The organism is Microbacterium sp. MMO-113 (assembly GCF_037148555.1).
Lineage (GTDB): Bacteria > Actinomycetota > Actinomycetes > Actinomycetales > Microbacteriaceae > Microbacterium.
Map to the genome: position 1 here is coordinate 278247 of NZ_JBBCTD010000003.1, position 20161 is coordinate 298407.

19 protein-coding genes and 1 tRNA gene are annotated in these 20161 nt (G+C 69.9%); 11 read left to right on the forward strand and 9 right to left on the reverse strand.

Annotated features, from left to right (window positions below; translation table 11 throughout):
- The first annotated feature begins 55 nt into the window (after window positions 1–55).
- Window positions 56–1573, forward strand: coding sequence for an amino acid permease (locus tag WFJ36_RS11935; protein ID WP_336643340.1), 1518 nt, complete (start codon window positions 56–58; stop codon window positions 1571–1573).
- Window positions 1574–1588: 15 nt separating this feature from the next.
- On the opposite strand, the gene ygfZ is transcribed toward WFJ36_RS11935, so the two are convergent.
- From ygfZ to WFJ36_RS11950, 3 genes are all read right to left on the reverse strand, one after another.
- Window positions 1589–2704, reverse strand: coding sequence for a CAF17-like 4Fe-4S cluster assembly/insertion protein YgfZ (gene ygfZ, locus WFJ36_RS11940; protein ID WP_336643341.1), 1116 nt, complete (start codon window positions 2702–2704; stop codon window positions 1589–1591).
- A gap of 12 nt (window positions 2705–2716) precedes the next feature.
- Window positions 2717–3319, reverse strand: coding sequence for an FABP family protein (locus tag WFJ36_RS11945; RefSeq protein ID WP_292788366.1), 603 nt, complete (start codon window positions 3317–3319; stop codon window positions 2717–2719).
- Window positions 3320–3466: 147 nt separating this feature from the next.
- Complete coding sequence (locus tag WFJ36_RS11950) at window positions 3467–3757, reverse strand: hypothetical protein (RefSeq protein ID WP_062636289.1); 291 nt, start codon at window positions 3755–3757, stop codon at window positions 3467–3469.
- A gap of 73 nt (window positions 3758–3830) precedes the next feature.
- On the opposite strand from WFJ36_RS11950, the gene WFJ36_RS11955 reads away from it, so the two are divergent.
- The 7 genes from WFJ36_RS11955 to pstB all read left to right on the forward strand — a co-directional run bounded on the left by WFJ36_RS11955 (window position 3831) and on the right by pstB (window position 12034).
- Window positions 3831–4514 (forward strand): winged helix-turn-helix transcriptional regulator, encoded by a 684-nt coding sequence (locus WFJ36_RS11955; protein WP_060923071.1) that lies wholly within the window; start codon window positions 3831–3833, stop codon window positions 4512–4514.
- A gap of 45 nt (window positions 4515–4559) precedes the next feature.
- Complete coding sequence (locus WFJ36_RS11960; protein WP_071328846.1) at window positions 4560–6728, forward strand: RNA degradosome polyphosphate kinase; 2169 nt, start codon at window positions 4560–4562, stop codon at window positions 6726–6728.
- On the forward strand, window positions 6725–7711 hold the full coding sequence (locus tag WFJ36_RS11965) for an NUDIX hydrolase (RefSeq protein ID WP_336643342.1): 987 nt from the start codon (window positions 6725–6727) through the stop codon (window positions 7709–7711). Before WFJ36_RS11960 ends, WFJ36_RS11965 begins: the two co-directional genes overlap by 4 nt.
- Before the next feature lie 221 nt (window positions 7712–7932).
- Window positions 7933–9036, forward strand: coding sequence for a phosphate ABC transporter substrate-binding protein PstS (locus WFJ36_RS11970; protein WP_071328848.1), 1104 nt, complete (start codon window positions 7933–7935; stop codon window positions 9034–9036).
- Between the two features lie 106 nt (window positions 9037–9142).
- The gene (gene pstC / locus WFJ36_RS11975; RefSeq protein WP_336643343.1) at window positions 9143–10126 is read left to right on the forward strand and encodes a phosphate ABC transporter permease subunit PstC; all 984 of its coding nucleotides are present in this window, start codon (window positions 9143–9145) and stop codon (window positions 10124–10126) included.
- A 1-nt stretch (window position 10127) separates the two neighbouring features.
- Window positions 10128–11225, forward strand: a complete 1098-nt coding sequence (gene pstA / locus WFJ36_RS11980; RefSeq protein ID WP_060923076.1) for a phosphate ABC transporter permease PstA — start codon at window positions 10128–10130, stop codon at window positions 11223–11225.
- Between the two features lie 29 nt (window positions 11226–11254).
- Window positions 11255–12034, forward strand: coding sequence for a phosphate ABC transporter ATP-binding protein PstB (pstB, locus tag WFJ36_RS11985; RefSeq protein WP_062636281.1), 780 nt, complete (start codon window positions 11255–11257; stop codon window positions 12032–12034).
- Between the two features lie 1081 nt (window positions 12035–13115).
- On the opposite strand, the gene WFJ36_RS11990 is transcribed toward pstB, so the two are convergent.
- The 5 genes from WFJ36_RS11990 to WFJ36_RS12010 all read right to left on the reverse strand — a co-directional run bounded on the left by WFJ36_RS11990 (window position 13116) and on the right by WFJ36_RS12010 (window position 17950).
- Window positions 13116–14000: an aminodeoxychorismate lyase gene (locus tag WFJ36_RS11990; RefSeq protein ID WP_292788351.1), complete on the reverse strand. Its 885-nt coding sequence runs from the start codon at window positions 13998–14000 to the stop codon at window positions 13116–13118.
- A gap of 171 nt (window positions 14001–14171) precedes the next feature.
- Entirely contained in the window at window positions 14172–14801 is a 630-nt protein-coding gene (locus tag WFJ36_RS11995) for a DNA-directed RNA polymerase subunit beta (RefSeq protein ID WP_336643344.1), read from the reverse strand.
- 29 nt (window positions 14802–14830) lie between these two features.
- Window positions 14831–15607 carry an anti-sigma factor gene (locus WFJ36_RS12000; protein WP_336643345.1) on the reverse strand — a complete coding sequence of 259 codons (777 nt, stop codon included), beginning with the start codon at window positions 15605–15607 and terminating at the stop codon, window positions 14831–14833.
- On the reverse strand, window positions 15604–16206 hold the full coding sequence (sigK, locus tag WFJ36_RS12005; protein WP_292788345.1) for an ECF RNA polymerase sigma factor SigK: 603 nt from the start codon (window positions 16204–16206) through the stop codon (window positions 15604–15606). The genes WFJ36_RS12000 and sigK overlap by 4 nt, the downstream gene beginning before the upstream one ends.
- Before the next feature lie 31 nt (window positions 16207–16237).
- Window positions 16238–17950 carry a cytochrome c biogenesis protein DipZ gene (locus tag WFJ36_RS12010; RefSeq protein WP_336643346.1) on the reverse strand — a complete coding sequence of 571 codons (1713 nt, stop codon included), beginning with the start codon at window positions 17948–17950 and terminating at the stop codon, window positions 16238–16240.
- Between the two features lie 167 nt (window positions 17951–18117).
- Here WFJ36_RS12010 and WFJ36_RS12015 point away from each other — a divergent pair, with 167 nt between their 5' ends.
- Both WFJ36_RS12015 and WFJ36_RS12020 read left to right on the forward strand, forming a co-directional pair.
- Entirely contained in the window at window positions 18118–18777 is a 660-nt protein-coding gene (locus WFJ36_RS12015; protein WP_071328855.1) for a fasciclin domain-containing protein, read from the forward strand.
- 135 nt (window positions 18778–18912) lie between these two features.
- Window positions 18913–18985, forward strand: a tRNA-Lys gene (locus tag WFJ36_RS12020).
- A gap of 8 nt (window positions 18986–18993) precedes the next feature.
- Here WFJ36_RS12020 and WFJ36_RS12025 read toward each other — a convergent pair.
- On the reverse strand, window positions 18994–19458 hold the full coding sequence (locus WFJ36_RS12025) for a hypothetical protein (protein WP_292788341.1): 465 nt from the start codon (window positions 19456–19458) through the stop codon (window positions 18994–18996).
- Between the two features lie 157 nt (window positions 19459–19615).
- Here WFJ36_RS12025 and WFJ36_RS12030 point away from each other — a divergent pair, with 157 nt between their 5' ends.
- The gene (locus WFJ36_RS12030) at window positions 19616–20161 is read left to right on the forward strand and encodes a type 1 glutamine amidotransferase domain-containing protein (protein WP_025104283.1); all 546 of its coding nucleotides are present in this window, start codon (window positions 19616–19618) and stop codon (window positions 20159–20161) included.

The following is a 20161-nucleotide window of genomic DNA, read 5'->3' on the forward strand; positions in this document are numbered from 1 at the left end:
CGTACCGACGCGTGCGCCGACTCGATCGCCATGCGTTCCCAGGGCAGGAGAGGCGATGACCACCGAGAACGCGAAGGCGGAAGGATCCGCGGAGGCACAGGAGAACGACCGCGAACGACTCGGCGACGTCCTGACGTCGGCACAGGACTTCGCCCACGAGCAGTCCGGCTACCGGACCGCGCTGAAGGCACGGCATCTGCAGATGATCGCCCTCGGGGGCGCGATCGGGACCGGACTGTTCATGGGGGCGGGAGGACGCCTGAACGCCGCGGGTCCCCTGCTGGCCGTCTCGTACCTCGTGTGCGGCGTGTTCGCCTTCTTCATCCTTCGCGCCCTCGGGGAGCTCGTCATCCACCGCCCCTCCTCCGGATCGTTCATCTCGTATGCGAGGGAGTTCTACGGCGAGAAGCTGGCCTTCGCCGCCGGCTGGCTGTACCTGCTGAACTGGGGCATGACCGCGGTCGTCGACTCCACGGCCGTGGCCCTGTACGTCCACTACTGGTCGGCGTTCCGCGTCGTCCCGCAGTGGCTGCTCGCACTGATCGCCCTGATCGTCGTCGTCGGCCTCAACCTCGTCTCGGTCCGGCTGTTCGGCGAGATGGAGTTCTGGTTCTCGCTCGTGAAGGTCGCCGCGCTCGCCCTCTTCCTCGTGATCGGCGTGGTGTTTCTCGCGGCCGGCTGGCAGACGGATCAGGGACCGACGGGAGTCGCGATGCTCGCCGCACACGGGGGCTTCGCGCCGGAAGGGGTGCTCCCCGCCGTGATCGTGATGCAGGGAGTCGTCTTCGCCTACGCCTCGATCGAGCTGGTCGGCACCGCCGCGGGCGAGACCGAGAACCCGGAGAAGGTGATGCCCCGGGCCGTCAACTCGGTGATCCTGCGCATCGCCGTGTTCTACGTCGGATCGGTCCTGCTGCTCGCCCTCCTGCTCCCGTACACGGTGTACCGCGCCGGGGAGAGCCCGTTCGTGACGTTCTTCTCGCACGTGGGAGGGCCGGACGTGGGAGCGGTGGCCGGCAGCACCATGAACTTCATCGTGATCACCGCCGCGGTCTCGGGGCTGAACGCTGGCCTCTACTCGACCGGGCGGGTCTTCCGCTCGCTCGCGGCCTCGGGCGCCGCACCACGGGCGACCGGCCGGATGAGCCGTCGCGGCGTGCCCGTCGTGGGCATCCTTCTCACCGCGGTGTTCGCCCTCGCCGGTGTCCTGCTGAACGCGGTGGTTCCGACCCAGGCCTTCGAGATCGTGCTGAACCTGTCCGCCCTGGGGATCATCGCGGCCTGGGCGACCATCATCCTCTGCCACCTCCGGCTGTACCGGCTTTCGCGGCGCGGCCTCGTCGAACGACCGTCGTTCCGCCTCTTCGGCGCGCCCTACACCTCATACCTGACGCTGGCGTTCCTCGCGTCCGTCGTCGTGCTCATGGCCTTCGACTATCCGACGGGCACCTGGACCGTCGCCAGCCTCGGCGTGCTGATCCCTGCGCTCATCGGCGGCTGGTTCCTGGCCCGAGCACGGATCGCGGAGCTCGCCGCACAGCGCTCGGCCGGCGGCTCGGACGCCAACGGCTGACCGGCTCCCGTCGGCTCAGACGCCGGCGTCGCGGGGATCGGGTGCCGTCGGTCGGCGGGACAGCCGCGTCAGCCGCGGGATGTCCGCGGTGGCGCCGGCGTCGGCCGGGACGATGATCTGCTGGGACGCGGCGATGTCGATCCCCTCGGCCCGGACGACGAGGTCGCCGACGGGAGCGCGGCGGGAAAGGAGGGCGAGGGCGATCGGCCCGTCCTCATAATGCCGCGCGGAGGAGGTGATGTGCCCGACCTCGTCGTCGCCCGCGAACACCGGGGCTCCGGGTTCCGGAAGCACGGCGTCGCTGCCGTCGAGCTGGAGCAGGGCGAGCCGCCGCGGCGGATGACCGAGGTTGTGCACCTTCGCGACGGTCTCCTGCCCGCGGTAGCAGCCCTTGTTCAGGTGCACAGCGCTGCGGAGCCAGTCCGACTCGTGCGGCAGCGACCGCTCGTCCACCTCGGCCGCCCGCCGCGGACGCCAGGCGGCGATGCGCAGCGCTTCAGCGGCGAGGAGACCAGCGGCGTCCTCCCGATCGAGCTCCGCGGCGAGCGCCCGCGCCACCGTCTCGGGCACGATGGCGACCCGCCAGGCGAGGTCGGCCCCGGGGTGCGCGGCCACGTCGGCGTACTGATGCCCGCCGACGGCGACCTGCTGCCACGGGTCGACCCAGATCCGGGCGTCGTCGAGGCCGCGCACGCGCTCGGCCGCGGGACCCCCGTCGACGAAGCCGAGGAGCGCGAGGTCGGGGCGCAGCTCGACCGTGGCCTGGGTGCGGAACTTCATCCGCGTCAGCCACGTCGCGAGCCCCTCGGCATCGCCGGCGTCCGCCAGGAGCCAGGTCGAGGTGCCGTCGTCGAGCACGCCCGCCGCGTGCTCCACCCGTCCCTGCGGATCGAGGACGAGGAGCTCGGTGCTCTCCCCCGCGCGCAGGCGAACCACCGCCTGCGACGTGATGGAGTCGAGCCAGGGCAGGCGTTCGGGGCCGGACACCTCGATGACCGTCCGGTCGTCGAGGGGCGCGATCGCCGTTCCGGCCGCGAGGCGGCGCTGCTCCCGGAACGGATCGCCGAAGTGGGCGATCCCGCGCTCCCCCGCTGTCGCGCCGGGGACGCCGTCGAAGACGCTGGTGCTCACCGTGTGCTCCGTTCAGACGCGGGCGAGACGCGCCGAGGCGTGCGCCCGCAGAGGTGTGCCGAGGGCGGCGATGTCCCACGCCCACAGCAGGTGCCCGTCGACGAGTCCGTACATCCGCGAGGCGGAGCCGTAGTCCTTGGCGCCGGCGCCGCGCACGATCGCGTCCGACGCGAGGTCGACCCGCGGTCCGTTGATCTCGCCGAGGTAGTACTCGAGCATGCCGTCCGAGCGCGCCAGCGACACCTCGAGCGGGAACGCGCCGTTGGCCGACCGCAGCGCCTCCACGTCGTCGACCGTGCGGGCGACGGGCGTCGCCGTCGGCGGCAGCAGCGCCGGTCCCGCGTCGGTCGCCGCGGCCGGACGCGCCAGACGCCAGAAACCGGACTCGGCGGTCAGCGGGACGGCGGGCGCACCCTCGTCACCGACGAAGGTCGCCGTGGCCGCATAGTTGAGGAACGGCCCCCCGTCGTGGCTGAAGCTGACGCGATGCGTGAACTCGCCCTGCAGACGCTCCTCGCCGACCGGGTAGTCGATCACCCCGGACCCCTCCCACACGCCGATCAGCCACGCCAGCGGGGCGAGGTCGGCGGGAAGGTCGGTGGGGAGTTCGATCATGTCGTCAGCGCTGGCCGCGGAAGAGGTTGCGCAGCACCACGGCCGAGACGAAAACGATCGCGAGGCTCGCCAGGCCGAGCAGGCCGATGAAGAAGATTTCGAGCGCCATGATGTCCATGACCTCCACCTTACCCCCGGCGATCCGGGTCAGGAGGGGATGAGGGCGGCCAGCCCGAAGCCGACCGAGATGATCCCCATCAGCAGCAGCGCACCGGTCACGCTGCTCGCGACACGGAAGATGAAACCCTGCGTGCGGCCGTACCAGAGCTGCACGGCGAAGGAGAGCAGCACGACCGCCCCGAAGCCCACCAGCATCCAGGGGATGCGCCACTCCTCGGGAGCGAAGATCCCGATGACGATACTGCCGACGAACGCGGTCGCCCAGACCGCGATGACGCCGGTGAAGGCGTTGCGGGGCGCGAGTGCCGGTTCTGACATGTCTCCATTCTTGCGCATCGGTGGCCGCTATCATGGCGGCACGGCGTCGATCCCCCGCCGGTGAGGAGTGCGCGTGGCCCTGGTGCTGGTTCTGACCAATGCTCCGCTCTCGGAGCAGGTGCTGCCCGCCCTCGAGCTGCTGAGCCATCGCACCCGGCAGATCCCCGCGGAGCCCGCGCAGCTCATCAACGCCCCGGAGTACGACATCGTGATCGTCGACGGCCGTCACGACCTGGTCGGGGCGAAATCGCTGTGCCGTCTGCTGCGGGCCACCGGCCAGGATGCGCCGCTGCTGCTCGTGGTGACCGAGGGCGGCATGAGCGCGCTCTCCGGCGAATGGGGCATCGACGACGTGCTGCTGTCCACCGCCGGCCCCGCCGAGATCGACGCGCGCGTGCGCCTCGCCCTCGCCCGGCGGGACGAGGTCGCGGAACCGGCGCGGGTGCAGGCCTCCGGCGTCACGATCGACGAGCAGTCCTACTCGGCGAAGCTGCACGGCCGGCCGCTGGACCTCACCTACAAGGAGTTCCAGCTCCTGCACTTCCTCGCCACGCACCCCTCGCGGGTGTTCACCCGCGAGCAGCTGCTCAGCGAGGTGTGGGGGTACGACTACTTCGGCGGCACCAGGACCGTGGACGTGCACGTGCGCCGGCTGCGCGCGAAGCTCGGCGATCAGGAGCAGATCATCGGCACCGTGCGCAACGTCGGGTACCGCTTCAACGTCTACGAGGACGACAGCCTGGTCGGCTCGCGCTGACCGTCGTTCACACGCCCGACACCTGCCGGTGCTTAGATGTACCCCATGATCGATCCCGCACTCGCCGACGCCGGACTCGGTGACGCAGAAGACGACGACTTCGACGACGCCGTCGAGGCGCCGGACTCGCAGCTCCCCGACCACCGCTATCTGGACCGCGAGCTGAGCTGGCTCGCGTTCAACCAGCGGGTGCTCGAACTCGCGGAGGACCCGTCGCTGCCCGAGCTGGAGCGGGCGAACTTCCTGGCGATCTTCGCCAGCAACCTCGACGAGTTCTTCATGGTGCGTGTGGCCGGCCTCAAACGGCGCATCATGACCGGCCTCGCCGTGCCGACCAACATCGGGCGGTCGCCCGTCGACGCCCTCGCGGACATCTCGCGGGAGGCCCACGCGCTGCAGCTCCGCCACGCGGACGCCTGGACGAAGCTCGTCCGTCCTGCTCTCGCCGACTCCGGCATCGAGATCACCGACTGGTCCGATCTCACCGACGACGAGCGCCGGGCACTGTCGGACTACTTCGGAGCGCAGGTCTTCCCGGTGCTGATGCCCCTGGCGGTCGACCCGGCGCACCCGTTCCCCTACATCTCCGGCCTCTCCCTGAACCTCGCCATCCGCATCCGCAACGCGCGGACCGGCCGCCAGGAGTTCGCGCGCCTCAAAGTGCCGCCCATGCTGCCGCGCTTCGTCGAGGTCCCGGGCGGCGGGGAGATCAAGCGTTTCCTGCGGCTGGAGGAACTCATCGCCAACCACCTCGGCGACCTCTTCCCCGGCATGGAGGTGCTCGACCACCACGCGTTCCGCCTCACCCGCAACGAGGATGTGGAGATCGAGGAGGACGAGAGCGAGAACCTCATCCAGGCGCTCGAGGCCGAGCTGCTGCGTCGTCGGTTCGGTCCGCCCATCCGGCTCGAGATCACCGACGACATGGACGACGTCACCATGGACCTGCTGGTCAGGGAACTCGACATCACCGACCTCGAGGTGTACCGCCTCCCTGGGCCGCTCGACCTCCGCGGACTGTTCGACCTGTCGCGGATCGACCGTCCGGACCTGCGGTATCCGCCGCACCTGCCCACCACCGCCGTCGCCTTCCAGCCCGCGGGGTCGAGCAATCGCGCCGACATCTTCAAGGCGATCCGCAAGTCCGACGTCCTCGTGCACCACCCGTACGAGTCGTTCACCACGAGCGTCCAGGCGTTCCTGGAGCAGGCCGCCCGCGACCCGCATGTGCTCGCCATCAAGCAGACGTTGTACCGGACCTCCGGCGACAGCCCCGTCGTACAGGCGCTCATCGACGCCGCCGAGGCGGGCAAGCAGGTGCTCGCGCTCGTCGAGGTGAAGGCGCGATTCGACGAGGCGAACAACATCGTCTGGGCGCGCAAGCTGGAGAAGGCCGGCGTGCACGTGGTGTACGGCCTCGTCGGGCTCAAGACCCACTGCAAGCTCGCCCTCGTCATCCGCGAGGAGGACGGCCGGCTCCAGCACTACTCGCACGTCGGCACGGGCAACTACAACCCGAAGACCAGCCGAATCTATGAGGACTTCGGACTGTTCACCGCCGACGCCCAGGTGGGCAAGGACCTCACCCGGCTGTTCAACGAGCTCAGCGGTTACGCCATCGAGAAGAAGTTCAAGCGCCTCCTCGTCGCGCCGCTGCACCTCCGCAAGGGTCTCGTCCGGCTGATCGACGCCGAACGCCGGATCGCCGAGGCGGGCAAGCCGGCGCACATCCGCATCAAGGTCAACTCGATGGTCGACGAGGAGATCATCGACGCGCTCTATCGCGCGAGTGCCGCGGGGGTGAAGGTCGACGTGTGGGTGCGCGGTATCTGCAGCCTGCGGACCGACCTCGACGGGATCAGCGACAACATCACGGTCCGCAGCATCCTCGGCCGCTATCTCGAGCACTCCCGGATCTTCACGTTCGAGAACGACGGCGACCCGCAGGTGTACATCGGCAGCGCCGACATGATGCACCGCAACCTCGACCGTCGCGTGGAGGCCCTGGTCCGGGTCACGGACCCCGCGCATCTCAAGGAGCTCATCGCCTTCTTCGACCTGGCGATGGACGACCGGACCTCGTCGTGGCACCTGGGCCGCGACGGCGTCTGGGAGCGTCACGCCGTGGACGCCGACGGCAAGCCCCTCGTCGACCTGCAGGATACGACCATGGGGATGATCCAGCGACGTCGTCGGGCGCGGGCGGTTCGATGACGGCGCGGCAGGTCCAGCTCCCGCCGTCTGCGGCCGAAGCGAAGTGGGCGGACAAGGCCGTGTACGCGGCCGGTGCCGTCGTGTGGCGTCTGGTCGACGGCAAGCTGCGGATCCTTCTCATCCACCGCACGAAGTACCGCGACGTCACCCTGCCGAAGGGGAAGGTCGACCCGGGCGAGATGCTCGCGGAGACCGCGGTGCGCGAGGTGCACGAGGAGACCGGCATCCGGGTGGCGCTCGGCGTGCCGGTCGGGGTCAGCCGCTACCACCTCGCGTCCCGCAAGCAGAAGGTCGTCCACTACTGGGCGGCCGAGGCCACGGACGCGGCGATCCGCGCCTCGACCTTCGTGCCGAACCGCGAGATCGCCGCCCTCGAGTGGGTCAGCGTGAAGAAGGCCCGCGCCGCGCTGAGCTACCCCGTCGACCTCGAGATCCTCGATGCGTTCGCGGCGCTGGTGGACGACGGCGTGCTGCGGACCTTCCCGGTGATCGCCCTCCGGCACGCGAAGGCCCTGCCCCGCTCGGAATGGGACAAGGCGGACGCGACCCGACCGCTCACGGACCGCGGGAAGCGCCAGGCCAAAGCCATCGTCGGGCCGCTCCGCGCTTTCGGCGTGCGCAAGATCGTCACCAGCGACGCGGTGCGCTGCGTGCAGACCGTCACGCCGCTCGCCAAGGCCCTGGACCGCACACCGGTCCTCACCGAGAAGATCAGCCAGGACGCCTGGGAGGAGGGCGTCGCCGACCTCCGCTCCGTCGTCGGCCGCCGCATCCGCGCCGGCAAGCCCGCCGTGCTCTGCAGCCACGGCCCCGTGCTACCCGCGCTCCTCTCCGAGATCGCCCTCGCGACCGGCACCGTGCACGGCTCGTACGTGGGCAGTGCTGCCGATCTGGAGACCGGCGCGTTCTCCGTAGTGCACGTCTCGGCGACCAACCCCGGCTCCGGCATCATCTCGATCGAGACCCACGCGCCGAAGGTCTGACCCTTCCCGTCGTTCGAGTCGCGCACTTCGCTGCATCTGTGCTCGAAATGGCGCAAAGTGGGCGATTCAAAAGGGCGCGCGGTGACGGGGGGCCGGCTCCAGAGAGTCGCCGGCCGTTCACCTGCCGTTCACCTGCGCGGGAGAGTCTCGTTAACCGTCGCCCCTAGCGTCACTGTGTGCCCTGCACCGGGCCCCACCCCTCCAAGATCGAAGGATCCACAGTGAAGATCTCCCGAATCGCACGAATCGGCGCCATCGGCGCCGTCGCCGCTCTCGCCCTCGCCGGCTGTGCCGCGAACGAAGGCGGAGCCGGCGGCTCCAGCGAAGAGCCCTCGGAGTCCACGCTCTCCGGCACGATCGACGCGACCGGCGCGTCCTCGCAGACCGCAGCCCAGGAGGCCTGGGTCGCCGCCTTCCAGACCGCCCACCCCGACGTGACGGTCAACTACGAGCCCACCGGCTCCGGCACCGGCCGCGAGAACTTCCTCGAGGGCGGCAGCAACTTCATCGGATCCGACCGCGCGTTCAACGACGAGGAGATCGCCGCCGGCGGCTTCGGCGCCTGCACCACCGACGACATCGTCGAGGTCCCCCTCTACATCTCCCCCGTCGCCGTCGCCTTCAACCTCGAGGGCATCGACACGCTGAACCTCGACGCCGCCACGATCGCGGGCATCTTCGCCGGCACGATCACCAACTGGAACGACGAGGCCATCGCCGCCCTGAACGACGGCGTCGAGCTCCCCGACCTGGCGATCTCGCCCGTGCACCGCTCCGACCCCTCGGGCACTCAGGAGACCTTCGCCAAGTACCTCAGCGCGACGGCCCCCGACGTCTGGACCTACGAGGTCTCCGACGAGTGGCCGATCCAGGGTGGCGAGGCCGCGCAGGGCACCTCCGGTGTGAAGCAGGCCCTCACCGCCGGCAACGGCGCAATCGGCTTCCTCGACGCGTCCCAGGCGGACGGCCTCGGCCAGGTCGCCGTGGGCGTCGGCGAGGACTTCGTCTCCTACTCGGCCGAGGCCGCCGCGAAGCTCGTCGAGGGCTCGCCGCTCGCCGAGGGCCGCGGTGAGGGCGACCTCGTCTTCGACGTCGACCCGGCCGCTGCTGCGGACGGCGCCTACCCGATCGCCCTGGTCAGCTACCTCATCGGCTGCGAGCAGTACGAGGACAGCAACGTCGCGGAGCTCGTGAAGGAGTACTTCACGTACATCGCGAGCGCCGAGGGCCAGGACGCCGCCGCCGAGAACGCCGGCAGCGCCCCGATCTCGGACGGCCTGCGCGAGCAGGTCCAGGCCGCGATCGACCTCATCCAGGTCGGCTGATCCTGCCGATCCACTGACGACGGTGCCCCCGCGTCCCCGAGCGGGCGCGGGGGCTCCGCCAGGTCAGCACCCGATCCATCTCCACCCGGCCCGAAACAGGGAGATCATGAGCACGACCGCGCAGGAGCCGACAACGGCACCGGCACCGACACCGGCGCCGCCCACACCGATCAAGGCCAAGCAGCGCCTCGGCGACCGGGTCTTCTCCGGTACCGCGCTGGCGGCCGGCATCATCATCCTGGTCGTGCTGGCGCTCGTCGCGGCCTTCCTCATCATCCAGAGCCTGCCGGCCTTCCAGCTCGACACCGCCGACAACCACATCCTCCGGGGCGAGTCTTTCTGGGTGTACGTGTGGCCGCTCGTCTTCGGCACCCTCTGGGCCTCGTTCATCGCCCTGCTGATCGCGGCCCCCATCGCCATCGGCATCGCGCTCTTCATCTCTCACTACGCCCACCGACGGCTCGCGTCGTTCCTCGGCTACATCATCGACCTGCTCGCCGCAGTCCCCTCCGTGGTGTTCGGACTCTGGGGCGGCCTCGTGCTCGCCCCCATGCTCCAGCCGATCTACGTATGGCTCAACGAGAACGCCTCGTGGGTGCCGTTCTTCGGCGGCCAGGTCTCCGCGACGGGCAAGACGATCCTCACCGCCGCGCTCGTCCTCGCTGTGATGTGCATCCCGATCATGACCGCGATCTGCCGCGAGGTCTTCCTGCAGACCCCCAAGCTCCACGAGGAGGCGGCCCTCGCCCTCGGGTCCACGCGCTGGGAGATGGTCCGCATGGCCGTCCTCCCCTTCGCCCGCGGCGGCATGGTGTCGGCGGCAATGCTCGCCCTCGGCCGCGCGCTCGGCGAGACGATGGCCGTGACGATGGTGCTCTCCCCCTCGGCGGTCGTCAGCTTCCTCGTGCTCACCGCCACGAACCCCACGCCGATCCCCGCGAACATCGCGCTCGCCTTCCCGGAGGCGCACGGCACCGGCGTGAACACGCTGATCGCGACCGGGCTCATCCTCTTCGTCGTGACCTTCGCGGTCAACGCGCTGGCGCGCTGGATCGTGGCCCGCCGCGCCGAGTTCTCGGGAGCGAACTGACATGACCGCCCTCACCAGCGCTCCGCCCGCCGCGAGCACCACCGCGCTCACCTCCGGCCGCCTGCCGAAGTGGGCTCCGTGGGCCCTCCTCGGCGTCTCCTTCGTCGTGTCCGCCGCGGTGTTCGGTGTCGCCGCCGCCGGCTCCGACACCCCGCTCGCCGACTTCAACATCGCGGGCACCGTCATCGTCGGCATCCTGCTCTACATGGTGATCATCACGGTGATCTCGTCCATCGCCGAGAGCCGTCGCAAGGCCGTCGACCGCCTGATGACGGCCCTCGTCGCCACGGCCTTCCTCATCGCCCTGCTGCCGCTGATCTCCCTGCTGTGGACCGTGGTGGCGAACGGCCTCGAGCGCTTCGACGCCGAGTTCTTCACCTACTCGATGCGCAATGTCGTCGGTGACGGCGGCGGTATCGTGCACGCCATCTGGGGCACGGTCCTCATCACGCTGACGGCCACGATCATCTCGGTGCCGGTCGGTCTGATGACCTCGATCTACCTCGTCGAGTACGGTCGCGGCAAGATCGCCAAGGCCATCACGTTCTTCGTCGACGTGATGACGGGCATCCCCTCGATCGTCGCGGGTCTGTTCATCTACGCGGTGTTCGCCCTCCTGATCCGCCCCGGCATCTCGATGGGCTTCATGGGCGCGCTCGCCCTCGCCGTGCTGATGACGCCGGTCGTCGTCCGCGGCAGCGAGGAGCTGCTCCGGATCGTCCCGAACGAGCTGCGCGAGGCCTCCTACGCCCTGGGCGTGCCGAAGTGGCTCACGATCCTCAAGGTCGTCCTGCCCACCTCGATCGCCGGCATCATGACCTCCGTCATGCTCGCCATCTCCCGCGTGATCGGCGAGACGGCCCCGCTGCTGCTCACCGCCGGCTTCACGCAGAGCCTCAACACGAACATCTTCGACGGTCAGATGATGACCCTCCCGGTGTTCGCCTACAACCAGTACATGAACCAGGGCACGAGCCCGGACGCCGCCGTCGCGCGCGCCTGGGCCGCCGCCCTCACCCTCATCCTCATCGTCATGGTGCTGAACCTGCTCGCCCGCCTGATCGCGAAGCTGTTCGCCCCGAAGGTCAACGGCCGCTGAGGCCCCGACCACCCAGAATAGGAATCCACGTGTCCAAGAGCATCGAAGTCAACGACCTCAACGTCTACTACGGCAACTTCCTCGCGGTCGAAGGCGTCTCCCTCGACATCCAGCCGCGCAGCGTCACGGCCTTCATCGGCCCGTCCGGCTGCGGCAAGTCGACCTTCCTCCGCACCCTCAACCGCATGCACGAGGTGATCCCCGGTGCCCGCGTGGAGGGTGAGGTGCTGCTCGACGGCAAGGACCTCTACGGCGCCGGCGTCGACCCGGTGCTCGTGCGTCGCCAGGTCGGCATGGTGTTCCAGCGCCCTAACCCGTTCCCCACGATGTCGATCAAGGAGAACGTCCTCGCGGGTGTGAAGCTCAACAACAAGCGGATGTCGAAGAGCGAGCAGGACGACCTCGTCGAGAAGTCCCTCACCGGCGCGAACCTGTGGAACGAGGTCAAGGACCGCCTCGACCGTCCAGGCTCCGGGCTCTCGGGCGGCCAGCAGCAGCGTCTCTGCATCGCCCGCGCGATCGCCGTCTCCCCTGAGGTGCTGCTGATGGACGAGCCGTGCTCCGCCCTCGACCCGATCTCGACCTACGCGATCGAGGAGCTGATCGGCGAGCTCAAGAACGAGTTCACGATCGTGATCGTGACGCACAACATGCAGCAGGCGAGCCGGGTCTCCGACAAGACCGCGTTCTTCAACATCGCCGGCACCGGCAAGCCCGGCAAGCTCATCGAGTACGACGACACCACGAACATCTTCACGACCCCGTCGGTGCAGGCGACCGAGGACTACGTCTCCGGCCGCTTCGGCTGACCCGCACACCCTTCGGTCTTCGAGCGCGTCCGTCCCCTCCCCCTCCGCCCGGGCACAACTTCGGATGTACCGCGCGACACGCCGGCACCCGCTCCAGGGCCGCGGCGCGTCCCCTTCGGTCTCCGAAGCCGTGCACGGGTCGTGAGTCCTGCACCGACGGGGCCATGAGGCGGATCGTCCACAGAGGGCGGACTCTGAGGTCGAGACCGGGCGGAGAGGCCGCGGCGGCGCGAATGATGGCGGGATGTGCACGGGGCGAGGGACGCAGGTGTGGACGTATGCCGCGCTCCGCGCCCGGCACCGACGACGGCAGATCGAGCGTCAGATGCGCGACGGTACCCTCGTCCGGGTGCGGCGCGGGATCTACGCGACCGCCGCTGCGTGCGTGGAGGTCGTGACCGCCGCCACTCACGGCGGGGTCCTCGGCTGTGAGTCCGCCGCCCGGCACCTCGGGATCTGGGTTCTCGACGAGCCGGCTCTGCACGTCTGGATGCACCACGACCGTCATCAGTATCCGCACGAGGACTGCGACTGCGTGACGCACTGGGATGCCGCGAGGTCGAGCAGTGCCTTCGAGCAGCCGGGGGTGCCCCTCGTGCTCCGGCAGATCTACGGCTGCCGAGGGCCGGAGGCGTTCTTCGTCGCTCTGGAGTCCGCCCGGCGGCTCGGACTCATCGATGCGGTCGGGCTGCGCCGACTCGGTGACCGGCTCGGGCCCGAGGGGCGCGACCTCATCGCCTTCTCGCGGGCCGACGCCGACAGCGGCCTGGAATCCTTGGTGCGGCTGCGGATCCGGCGCCACGGGTGGCGCGTGCGGACACAGGTCGGCGTGGTCGGGACGGGCCGGGTGGACCTCCTCATCGATGACTGGCTCATCATCGAGACTCGACGACGCGATGGTCCTCCACGACTGGCCCCTCGTCGAGCGCGCCATCGTCGAGACCATGCGTCGCCGTCCCTGACCCGGTCACCCCTGTGCCGTGCACAGCTTCGGAGACCGTCGACGACACGCCGGTGTCGGGGCCGGGGCCACGGCGTGTCGTCCGGCATCTCCGAAGTCGTGCCCGGGGACCCCGGAGGCTCAGTCGCGCGGGGAGAGGAGGTAGGCGTTGAGGTCGTCCGTGAGGGCGGTGTCGACGGGCACCGGCGTGCCGTCGATCGCGGTGATGGCGGTGGCGAGACGCACGCTCGACACGAGCCATGCGGCGTCGGCCCGCGTCAGATCGGCGGCGGGGATGCGGTCGTACCCGACCTCGAAGCCGCGCGCGAGGAGGTGGTCGTAGACGCTGAGCTGCGTGGTGCCGTGCAGGATCCCGCCGTTCGGGGCCGGCGTCGTGAAACGGTCGTCGAAGCGCAGGATGAGCGAGGCCGTCGGAGCCTCCAGCACGAAGCCGTCGCTCGACAGGAAGATCGCGTCGTCGGCTCCGCGGCGCTTGGCCTCGCGCAGGGCCGCCATGTTGACGGCGTAGGACAGCGTCTTGGCTCCGAGCAGCAGCCAGGGTGCCCGTTCTGCGGCGCCGAGGTCGTATCCGCGGTCGAGGGTCACGACCTTGACGCCGTTCCGCCGTACCGCGGCGAAGTCCGCCGCCGGAGCCGCCGTGACCCAGGCGGTGGGCGTCGGCCCGTGCTCGACGCCGCGACTGAGGATCAGCTTGATGACCGACTCCCCCGCCCCGAGCTGTGCGGCGGCCTGCTGGATCGCCTGCCGCCACTGCTCCTGGTTCGGCACCGGGAGGTCGCAGAGTCGCGCCGAGTGCGCAAGGCGTTCCAGATGCGGGACGACCTCCTGCGCATGTCCGTCGACGACCCCGATGGACTCGAACACACCGTCGCCGCGCTGCGTGCTCAGCTCGCCGACGCTGAGGGCGGGGGCCGCGGCGTCCACCTGCGTGAACGTGTCGGCATAGTCGGCACGCTGCTCGTCGGCGGCGACGGGATCGATCATGAGGGCGAAGCGACGGGTCATGTCACGAGCCTAGGCCGCCGGGAATACCCACCGCGTCCTCGCGTTACACTGGAGTGGCCGGGCCGCATAACCCCGGGCTCCAATTTTCGCCGCTGCGAGCGGCCTTCCGCCGAGAGGCGTTCTTGCGGCCCGGTCTTTCTCTGTCCGGACGCTGTTCCGCCCCGCTCGGACTCAGGCCAGGGCTCCGGTGCGCCACAGAACTGCCGACGCCGCGAGGTCCTGGGCATAGCTGCTCAGCCGCAGCGCCCGCGTGGTGAGCTCGCTCGCCCGGGCGGGCTCCGTGGGCTCGTAGTCGTCGGCGGTGTGCGTCGCCCCCGAGGCCTGGACCCGGCAGAACGCCGCCGCGCGCTCCAGTGCCACGGCGAAGTCGCCGCGGAAGGCGCCGCGCAGGATCGTGTCGATGAGCGCCACGAGCTCGTCCGGGCTCGCCGGCACCGGCGCCCCGGCGACCACGGCATCGGCCGACGGCAGCTCGACCCGTCCCCGGTCGTAGAGCAGGGCGGCGGTGCGCGGATCGCCGTGGATCGCGAGCTGGAGCACGTACAGCCGCCACAGCGACCCGGGGAGAGTGCGCGACGGCGCCTTGGACCACAGCTCCGCGATCTCGTCGATGCCGTGCTCGCTCGTGAAGGCGATCAGCCGCTCGACGCTCGCCCCGCTCTCGTCCTCGCGGACGCGGGTCAGCAGCGCGGAGGCCGTGGCGTGTGCGACACGCGTCTCCTCGGCGGGATCATGGGCGCCGACGATGTTGTCGAAGGCGCTCGTCGGACGGCGCACGGGGCGATGGTGCTGCTCGGGCATCCCTCCAGGGTACGCCCCGCCTCCCGCGCTCAGGCCGTCGGGATGACGATCACCGGGTCGGTCGTGGGGAGCCCGGACGGCGATCCGCCCTCCTGCTCGACCGTGACCGCGATGGCGTCGCCGGCCTGCATCTCGCCCTCGAGGAGCGCCGTGGCCTCTCCGTCGTCGACGTCGAACACACCGGCGGCGATGGGATCCTCCCCGCGCACGAACCACAGCTCGTAGGTCTTGCCGTCCGCCACCTCGGGCAATCCGTCCGTGACGAGCACGGCCTTGCCGACCGAACCCGACCAGTGCGCCGTCGCCGTCGCGCCGTCGTCGAGCTCGACCGTCGCCTTCTGCGCGTCGCCCGCGGACTCGATCTCCTGCAGCGCGACGACGCTCTCCGGCCTGTTCAGCTGATCGTTCAGAGCCACCGCACCGATCCCGACGCCCACGAGGAGTGCGAGGCACGCGGCGAGCGCGAACGCGAGCCGGGTCCAGCGGCGAGCCGGGCCGGGAGAGGCGGCGCCGGAGGCAGGGCTCTCGTCCGCGGGTCCGTCTGGCTCGGAGGCGGGGGCGGGCTCGGAGGCATCGCTCTGCGGAGTCTGGGCGATCTGCGCGAGCAGAGCCGCACGGATGCCGGCGGGCGGAGCGACCGGAGCCACGCCGTCGGCGAGGACAGCGGCCGTCTCGGTGTCGGTGTCGTCCTGCGCCGCCCACTCCGGGTGCTCGGCGAGGGCACGGCGGTACCGGCGCTCGTCGTCCGCCGACAGCGCGTGGAGCGCGGCACCTGCCGCGAGTTCTGCGAAGTCCTTCTCGTTCATGCCGTCACCCCCATCGCCGTGCGGAGCCGGGCCAGCCCGTCTCTCATCCGTGTCTTGATCGTTCCGAGTGGCGCTCCCACGAGCGCCGCGATCTCGTTCTGACTGTAACCGCCGTAGTAGGCGAGGACGAGCGCCTCCCGCTGCGCCTCCGGAAGCCCGGTCAGCGCCGCCACGACCCGCTCTCCTTCGATCCCCAACTCGACCCGTTCCGCCACGCTGTCGTGCGCGACGCCGAGGTCCTTGAAGCCCGCGCGCACGTCCCGGTCCGCACTCGACTGCGAAGCCCGCACCCGATCCACGGCCCGGCGATGCGCGATGGTCATCACCCAGGTTCGTCCCTGTCCCTTGTTCGGAGCGAACCGGGAAGCGGATTGCCAGATCTCGAGGAAGACCTCCTGGAGCACTTCCTCGCTCTGCGCGCGGTTCACGAGCACGCGGAGGATGAGGCCGAACACGCGGGAGGAGAGGGAGTCGTACAGCGCCGCGAAGGCAGCCTGATCACCGGAGGCGACGCGGACGAGGAGGTCGGCGACAGCATCCTGCGGCGCCGCCCCGTCCTCGGGGACGTCCATCCCATCGATGACCATCTCCATAAGCATGCCGTATCTCCTCCCTCTTCCCGTGCAGACGTCACCCGAATGTGAACGAATACACCTCGACGCCGGTGGGGACCTCGAGCGTGAACGCGCCCTTCGCGATGTCGTCCTGCTCGAGCAGGCCGTAGGAGCGTGGCGTCCCGTCGATCCGGATCGTCTGCGCGTTCCCGTCGGCGTCGGTCACCACCACCTCGCCCGACCCCGCGACGACCATGCGCACCTCGGCCGCCCGGTACTGCAACCGGATCCGCGCGTCGTCAGCGGTCGGTGTCACGTACTGCGTGTCCACGGTCCAATCGCCGTCCAGCGCGAAGCTGTCGTCGGGCTGGTCATCGGGGAAGCGGAAGCTGCCCTCGCCGCGGCGGTACTCGTCGCCACCGCCGTAGTTGACATCCTTCGAGGATCCGAGGAAGGTCTCCCGGGTCGTGGCTCCCACCTCGGGGGTCTCGTCCTTCACGTCCGTGGCGGCGGGCAGCTCGACGTCGGGGTCGGCATCCTGCAGCAGTTCCCGGATCATCGCCTCCGTCGCGGCGTAGTTGCCCTCGCCGAAGGAGATGTGGCGGACGGTCCCCTCCGCGTCGATGAGGTAGTGCGCGGGCCAGTACCGGTTGCGGTAGTTGGTCCAGGTCGAGAGGGTGTTGTCGAGGGCGACGGGGTACTCGATGCCGAAGTCGCGGGCGCCCGCCGCGACGTTCCCCGGATCCTTCTCGAACGCGTACTCGGGCGAGTGGACGCCGATCACCTGCAGCCCGGCGTCCCGGTAGGTCTCATCCCAGGCCACGACGTGCGGGATGGAACGCTGGCAGTTGATGCAGGAGTACGCCCAGAAGTCGATGAGGACCACCTGTCCGCGCAGGTCCTTCAGATCGATCGCCTCCCCGTCCGGGGTGTTGAGCCACTGCTGGATCCCCTTGATGGACGGCGCCGTCCCGCACGACTCCAGCTCGGTCGCGCCGTTCGTGCACTTGTCGAGGTCTTTGTTCTCGTCGTTGACCAGGCCGCCGAGGTCGAGGGCATCCTGCACCTGCTCGGAGTCGGCGATCTGCTCCTGCAGCGGTGCGGTGTAGTCCGGCAGCAGCCGCTGCAGCGCCTGGGGCACGTTGAAGACGAGACCCACGGCGAGCGCGATCATCGCGACACCGGCGGCGATCCGCAGCGCACGCTCCTTGGTCCGGAAGGCGCGGATACGCTCGATGACGCTGCGACCCGCGAGCGCGAAGACCAGCAGGGGCACGGCGACGCCGATCGCGAACGAGACGGTGAGCAGCACGGTGCCCACGCCGATCTGCCCCGTGGAGCCGGCGACGATGATGGCCGCGAGGACCGGGCCCGCGCACGGGACGAACACGGCCCCGAGAGCGAGGCCGACGCCGAAGCCGTTGCCGCGGTTCTTCACCTCGCGCTGTCCGAAGCGCTGGAACGGCCGCTCCAGGATGTGCTGGAACCGCGGCACGATGAGTCCCACCCCGATGACGACCAGCACCGCGATGCCGACCCAGCGGATGATGTCCTGCGGCAGGTTCAGCAAGCCCAGCAGGAGCGACCCGGCGAGCGTCACGAGCGTGAAGCTCAGCACGAGGCCGGCGATGACGAAGTAGGGGCGGCTGCGCTTCGCCGGCACCGCCTCCCCCTCGTAGGACGCCGACTGGGCGCCGCCGGTGAGGAAGATCACCGGGAGTACGGGCAGGATGCACGGCGAGATGCCGGTGATGAGCCCGCCGAGCAGGCCGATGATGATCAGGTCCATGAGGTCCTCGTCTCTGTCGGGGGCTGTTCGCGCCGACCCCCCGGAGCGGATTGGATCGGATCCGATTTCGGAGAATCTCGAAATTCTTCCCATCCGATCCGGGGACGCTTCCGAACAGCCCTCGACGCCACGGAGAGGCCGTGGCCGGAGTTTCGAAGGAGCTCGACATGTTCAGCACCAAGAAGAAGGTCACCGCAGCAGTCACCCTGGGTCTGGCGAGCGCATTCCTGCTCTCGGCATGTTCCATGGGCAGCGGAACGAGCACGGAGGAGTCGTCGGAGCCGACGACCCCGGAGTCGTCGGAGTCGACGCCGATGGAGATGGACCCCGCCGCGAACCTCGTCGGTCCCGGCTGTGCGGCCTACGCGGAAGAGGTCCCGGACGGCGCCGGTTCCATCCAGGGCATGTCCCAGGACCCGGTGGCGGTCGCCGCCTCGAACAACCCCATGCTGACGACGCTCGTATCGGCGGTCAGCGGTGAGCTGAACCCCGACGTGAACCTCGTCGACACGCTCAACGGCGACGAGTTCACCGTGTTCGCCCCGGTCGACGACGCCTTCGCGAAGATCGACCCCGCGACCATCGAGACGCTGAAGACCGACAGCGACCTGCTGACCTCGATCCTCACGTACCACGTGGTCCCCGGCCAGATCGAGCCGTCCGACATCGAGGGCACGCACACCACCGTCCAGGGCGCCGACCTGGAGGTCACCGGCAGCGGTGACGAGTGGATGGTCAACGACGCCAACGTCATCTGCGGCGGCGTGCAGACCGCGAACGCGACCGTGTACCTCATCGACTCGGTCCTGATGCCCCCGGCTGAGTAAGCCAGGGATGGTGCCGGCGACCCGACCGGCACACGGCCTCCCCTGTTGTCAGGAGGGACACGGGGCAGGTGAAGGGGCCGTCGGCGGCTGTGGCGCCGACGGCCCCTCGTCGTGCGCCCCCTAGACTGGGAGCACGGGCCTCTAGCTCAGTTGGCAGAGCATCGGACTTTTAATCCGCGGGTCGTGGGTTCGAGCCCCACGGGGCCCACCGCATCCTCAGTCGTCGCCGCCGACGTCCCCGGCGAGCAGGTCGTCGCGGATCCCGGCGACACCGTCCGGCAGGGTCTCGCCGTGCAGCACGAAGTCCGGGGCCTCGGGGCTCCCCCCGATACCGCAGACGGCGACGTTGTCCTGACCGTCGATCGTCTCCGGGACGGCCACGAACCACACCGCCGACTGTTCCAGCCACTCGGTGGTCGCCATGTCGGCGAAGAACGTGGCGTTCGGCGAGATCGTACGGATCTTCTCGGTGCAGAGGGAGACGAGCTGCCCCTTCGCGAAGGCGCCGGCAGCCGGCGGCGACGACGACTCCGTGGGCGTCGGGGCCGTGGTCGGGACGGGCGAGGACGACGGCGTCTCCGAGGGGGTGGAGGTCACGGTCGGCGTCGGGTCCGGAGCCGGCGTGCACCCGGCGAGGACGACCAGCACCGGCAGGAGGAGGAGAGCAGGGCGGAGGCGCATGTCTGGATGGTATCGAGTCGCCGCTGCCATTCCCTCCAGCGCGGCCGCTCTGTATCACCGTCGTCCACGGCTGGCCACCCCCTGGCGACGCCCGGAGCCCTGCGAGAGGGTCGAGGAGTCCCCGGAACAGGGCGACTTCCCACCGAAAGGACGGACCATGACTCTCACCGGAAACCGCGTGGCATTCCTGGCGACGGACGGCTTCGAGGACAGCGAGCTCACGAGCCCTTGGGAGGCGGTGACCACGGAGGGCGCCAGCGCCACCCTCATCGCCCCGGACGGAGCGGCGATCACCGGCAAGAACGGCCACGAGCAGGCTGTCGACCTCAAGGCCGCCGACGCCTCCGCCGACCAGTTCGACGCGCTCGTGCTGCCTGGCGGCGTCGTGAACGCGGATCACCTCCGCATGGATCAGGCCTCCATCGACCTGGCCCGAGCGTTCTTCGAGCAGCACAAGCCCGTAGGCGTCATCTGCCACGGCGCCTGGATCCTCATCGAGGCCGGTGTCGTGGACGGCCGGACGATCACGAGCTATCCGAGCCTGAAGACCGACCTCCGCAACGCCGGGGCGAGCTGGGTGGACGAGGAGGTCGTGGTCGACGAGGGGCTCGTGTCGAGCCGCACCCCGGACGACCTCCCGGCGTTCAACGCCAAGCTCGTCGAGGAGATCGGCGAGGGCAAGCACGCAGGGCAGACCGCCTGA

What these genes read in the sequence shown, in the direction of transcription:
- WFJ36_RS11950 (WP_062636289.1), bottom strand. Translation starts at nt 3,757, where the DNA reads ATGTCAGAACCGGCACTCGCGCCCCGCAACGCCTTCACCGGCGTCATC.
- WFJ36_RS11945 (WP_292788366.1), bottom strand. Translation starts at nt 3,319, where the DNA reads ATGATCGAACTCCCCACCGACCTTCCCGCCGACCTCGCCCCGCTGGCG.
- WFJ36_RS11995 (WP_336643344.1), bottom strand. Translation starts at nt 14,801, where the DNA reads ATGCCCGAGCAGCACCATCGCCCCGTGCGCCGTCCGACGAGCGCCTTC.
- WFJ36_RS12025 (WP_292788341.1), bottom strand. Translation starts at nt 19,458, where the DNA reads ATGCGCCTCCGCCCTGCTCTCCTCCTCCTGCCGGTGCTGGTCGTCCTC.
- pstA (WP_060923076.1), top strand. Translation starts at nt 10,128, where the DNA reads ATGACCGCCCTCACCAGCGCTCCGCCCGCCGCGAGCACCACCGCGCTC.
- WFJ36_RS11965 (WP_336643342.1), top strand. Translation starts at nt 6,725, where the DNA reads ATGACGGCGCGGCAGGTCCAGCTCCCGCCGTCTGCGGCCGAAGCGAAG.
- WFJ36_RS11960 (WP_071328846.1), top strand. Translation starts at nt 4,560, where the DNA reads ATGATCGATCCCGCACTCGCCGACGCCGGACTCGGTGACGCAGAAGAC.
- WFJ36_RS12000 (WP_336643345.1), bottom strand. Translation starts at nt 15,607, where the DNA reads ATGAACGAGAAGGACTTCGCAGAACTCGCGGCAGGTGCCGCGCTCCAC.
- WFJ36_RS11935 (WP_336643340.1), top strand. Translation starts at nt 56, where the DNA reads ATGACCACCGAGAACGCGAAGGCGGAAGGATCCGCGGAGGCACAGGAG.
- pstC (WP_336643343.1), top strand. Translation starts at nt 9,143, where the DNA reads ATGAGCACGACCGCGCAGGAGCCGACAACGGCACCGGCACCGACACCG.
- WFJ36_RS12030 (WP_025104283.1), top strand. Translation starts at nt 19,616, where the DNA reads ATGACTCTCACCGGAAACCGCGTGGCATTCCTGGCGACGGACGGCTTC.
- WFJ36_RS11990 (WP_292788351.1), bottom strand. Translation starts at nt 14,000, where the DNA reads ATGACCCGTCGCTTCGCCCTCATGATCGATCCCGTCGCCGCCGACGAG.
- WFJ36_RS12015 (WP_071328855.1), top strand. Translation starts at nt 18,118, where the DNA reads ATGTTCAGCACCAAGAAGAAGGTCACCGCAGCAGTCACCCTGGGTCTG.
- WFJ36_RS12010 (WP_336643346.1), bottom strand. Translation starts at nt 17,950, where the DNA reads ATGGACCTGATCATCATCGGCCTGCTCGGCGGGCTCATCACCGGCATC.
- sigK (WP_292788345.1), bottom strand. Translation starts at nt 16,206, where the DNA reads ATGCTTATGGAGATGGTCATCGATGGGATGGACGTCCCCGAGGACGGG.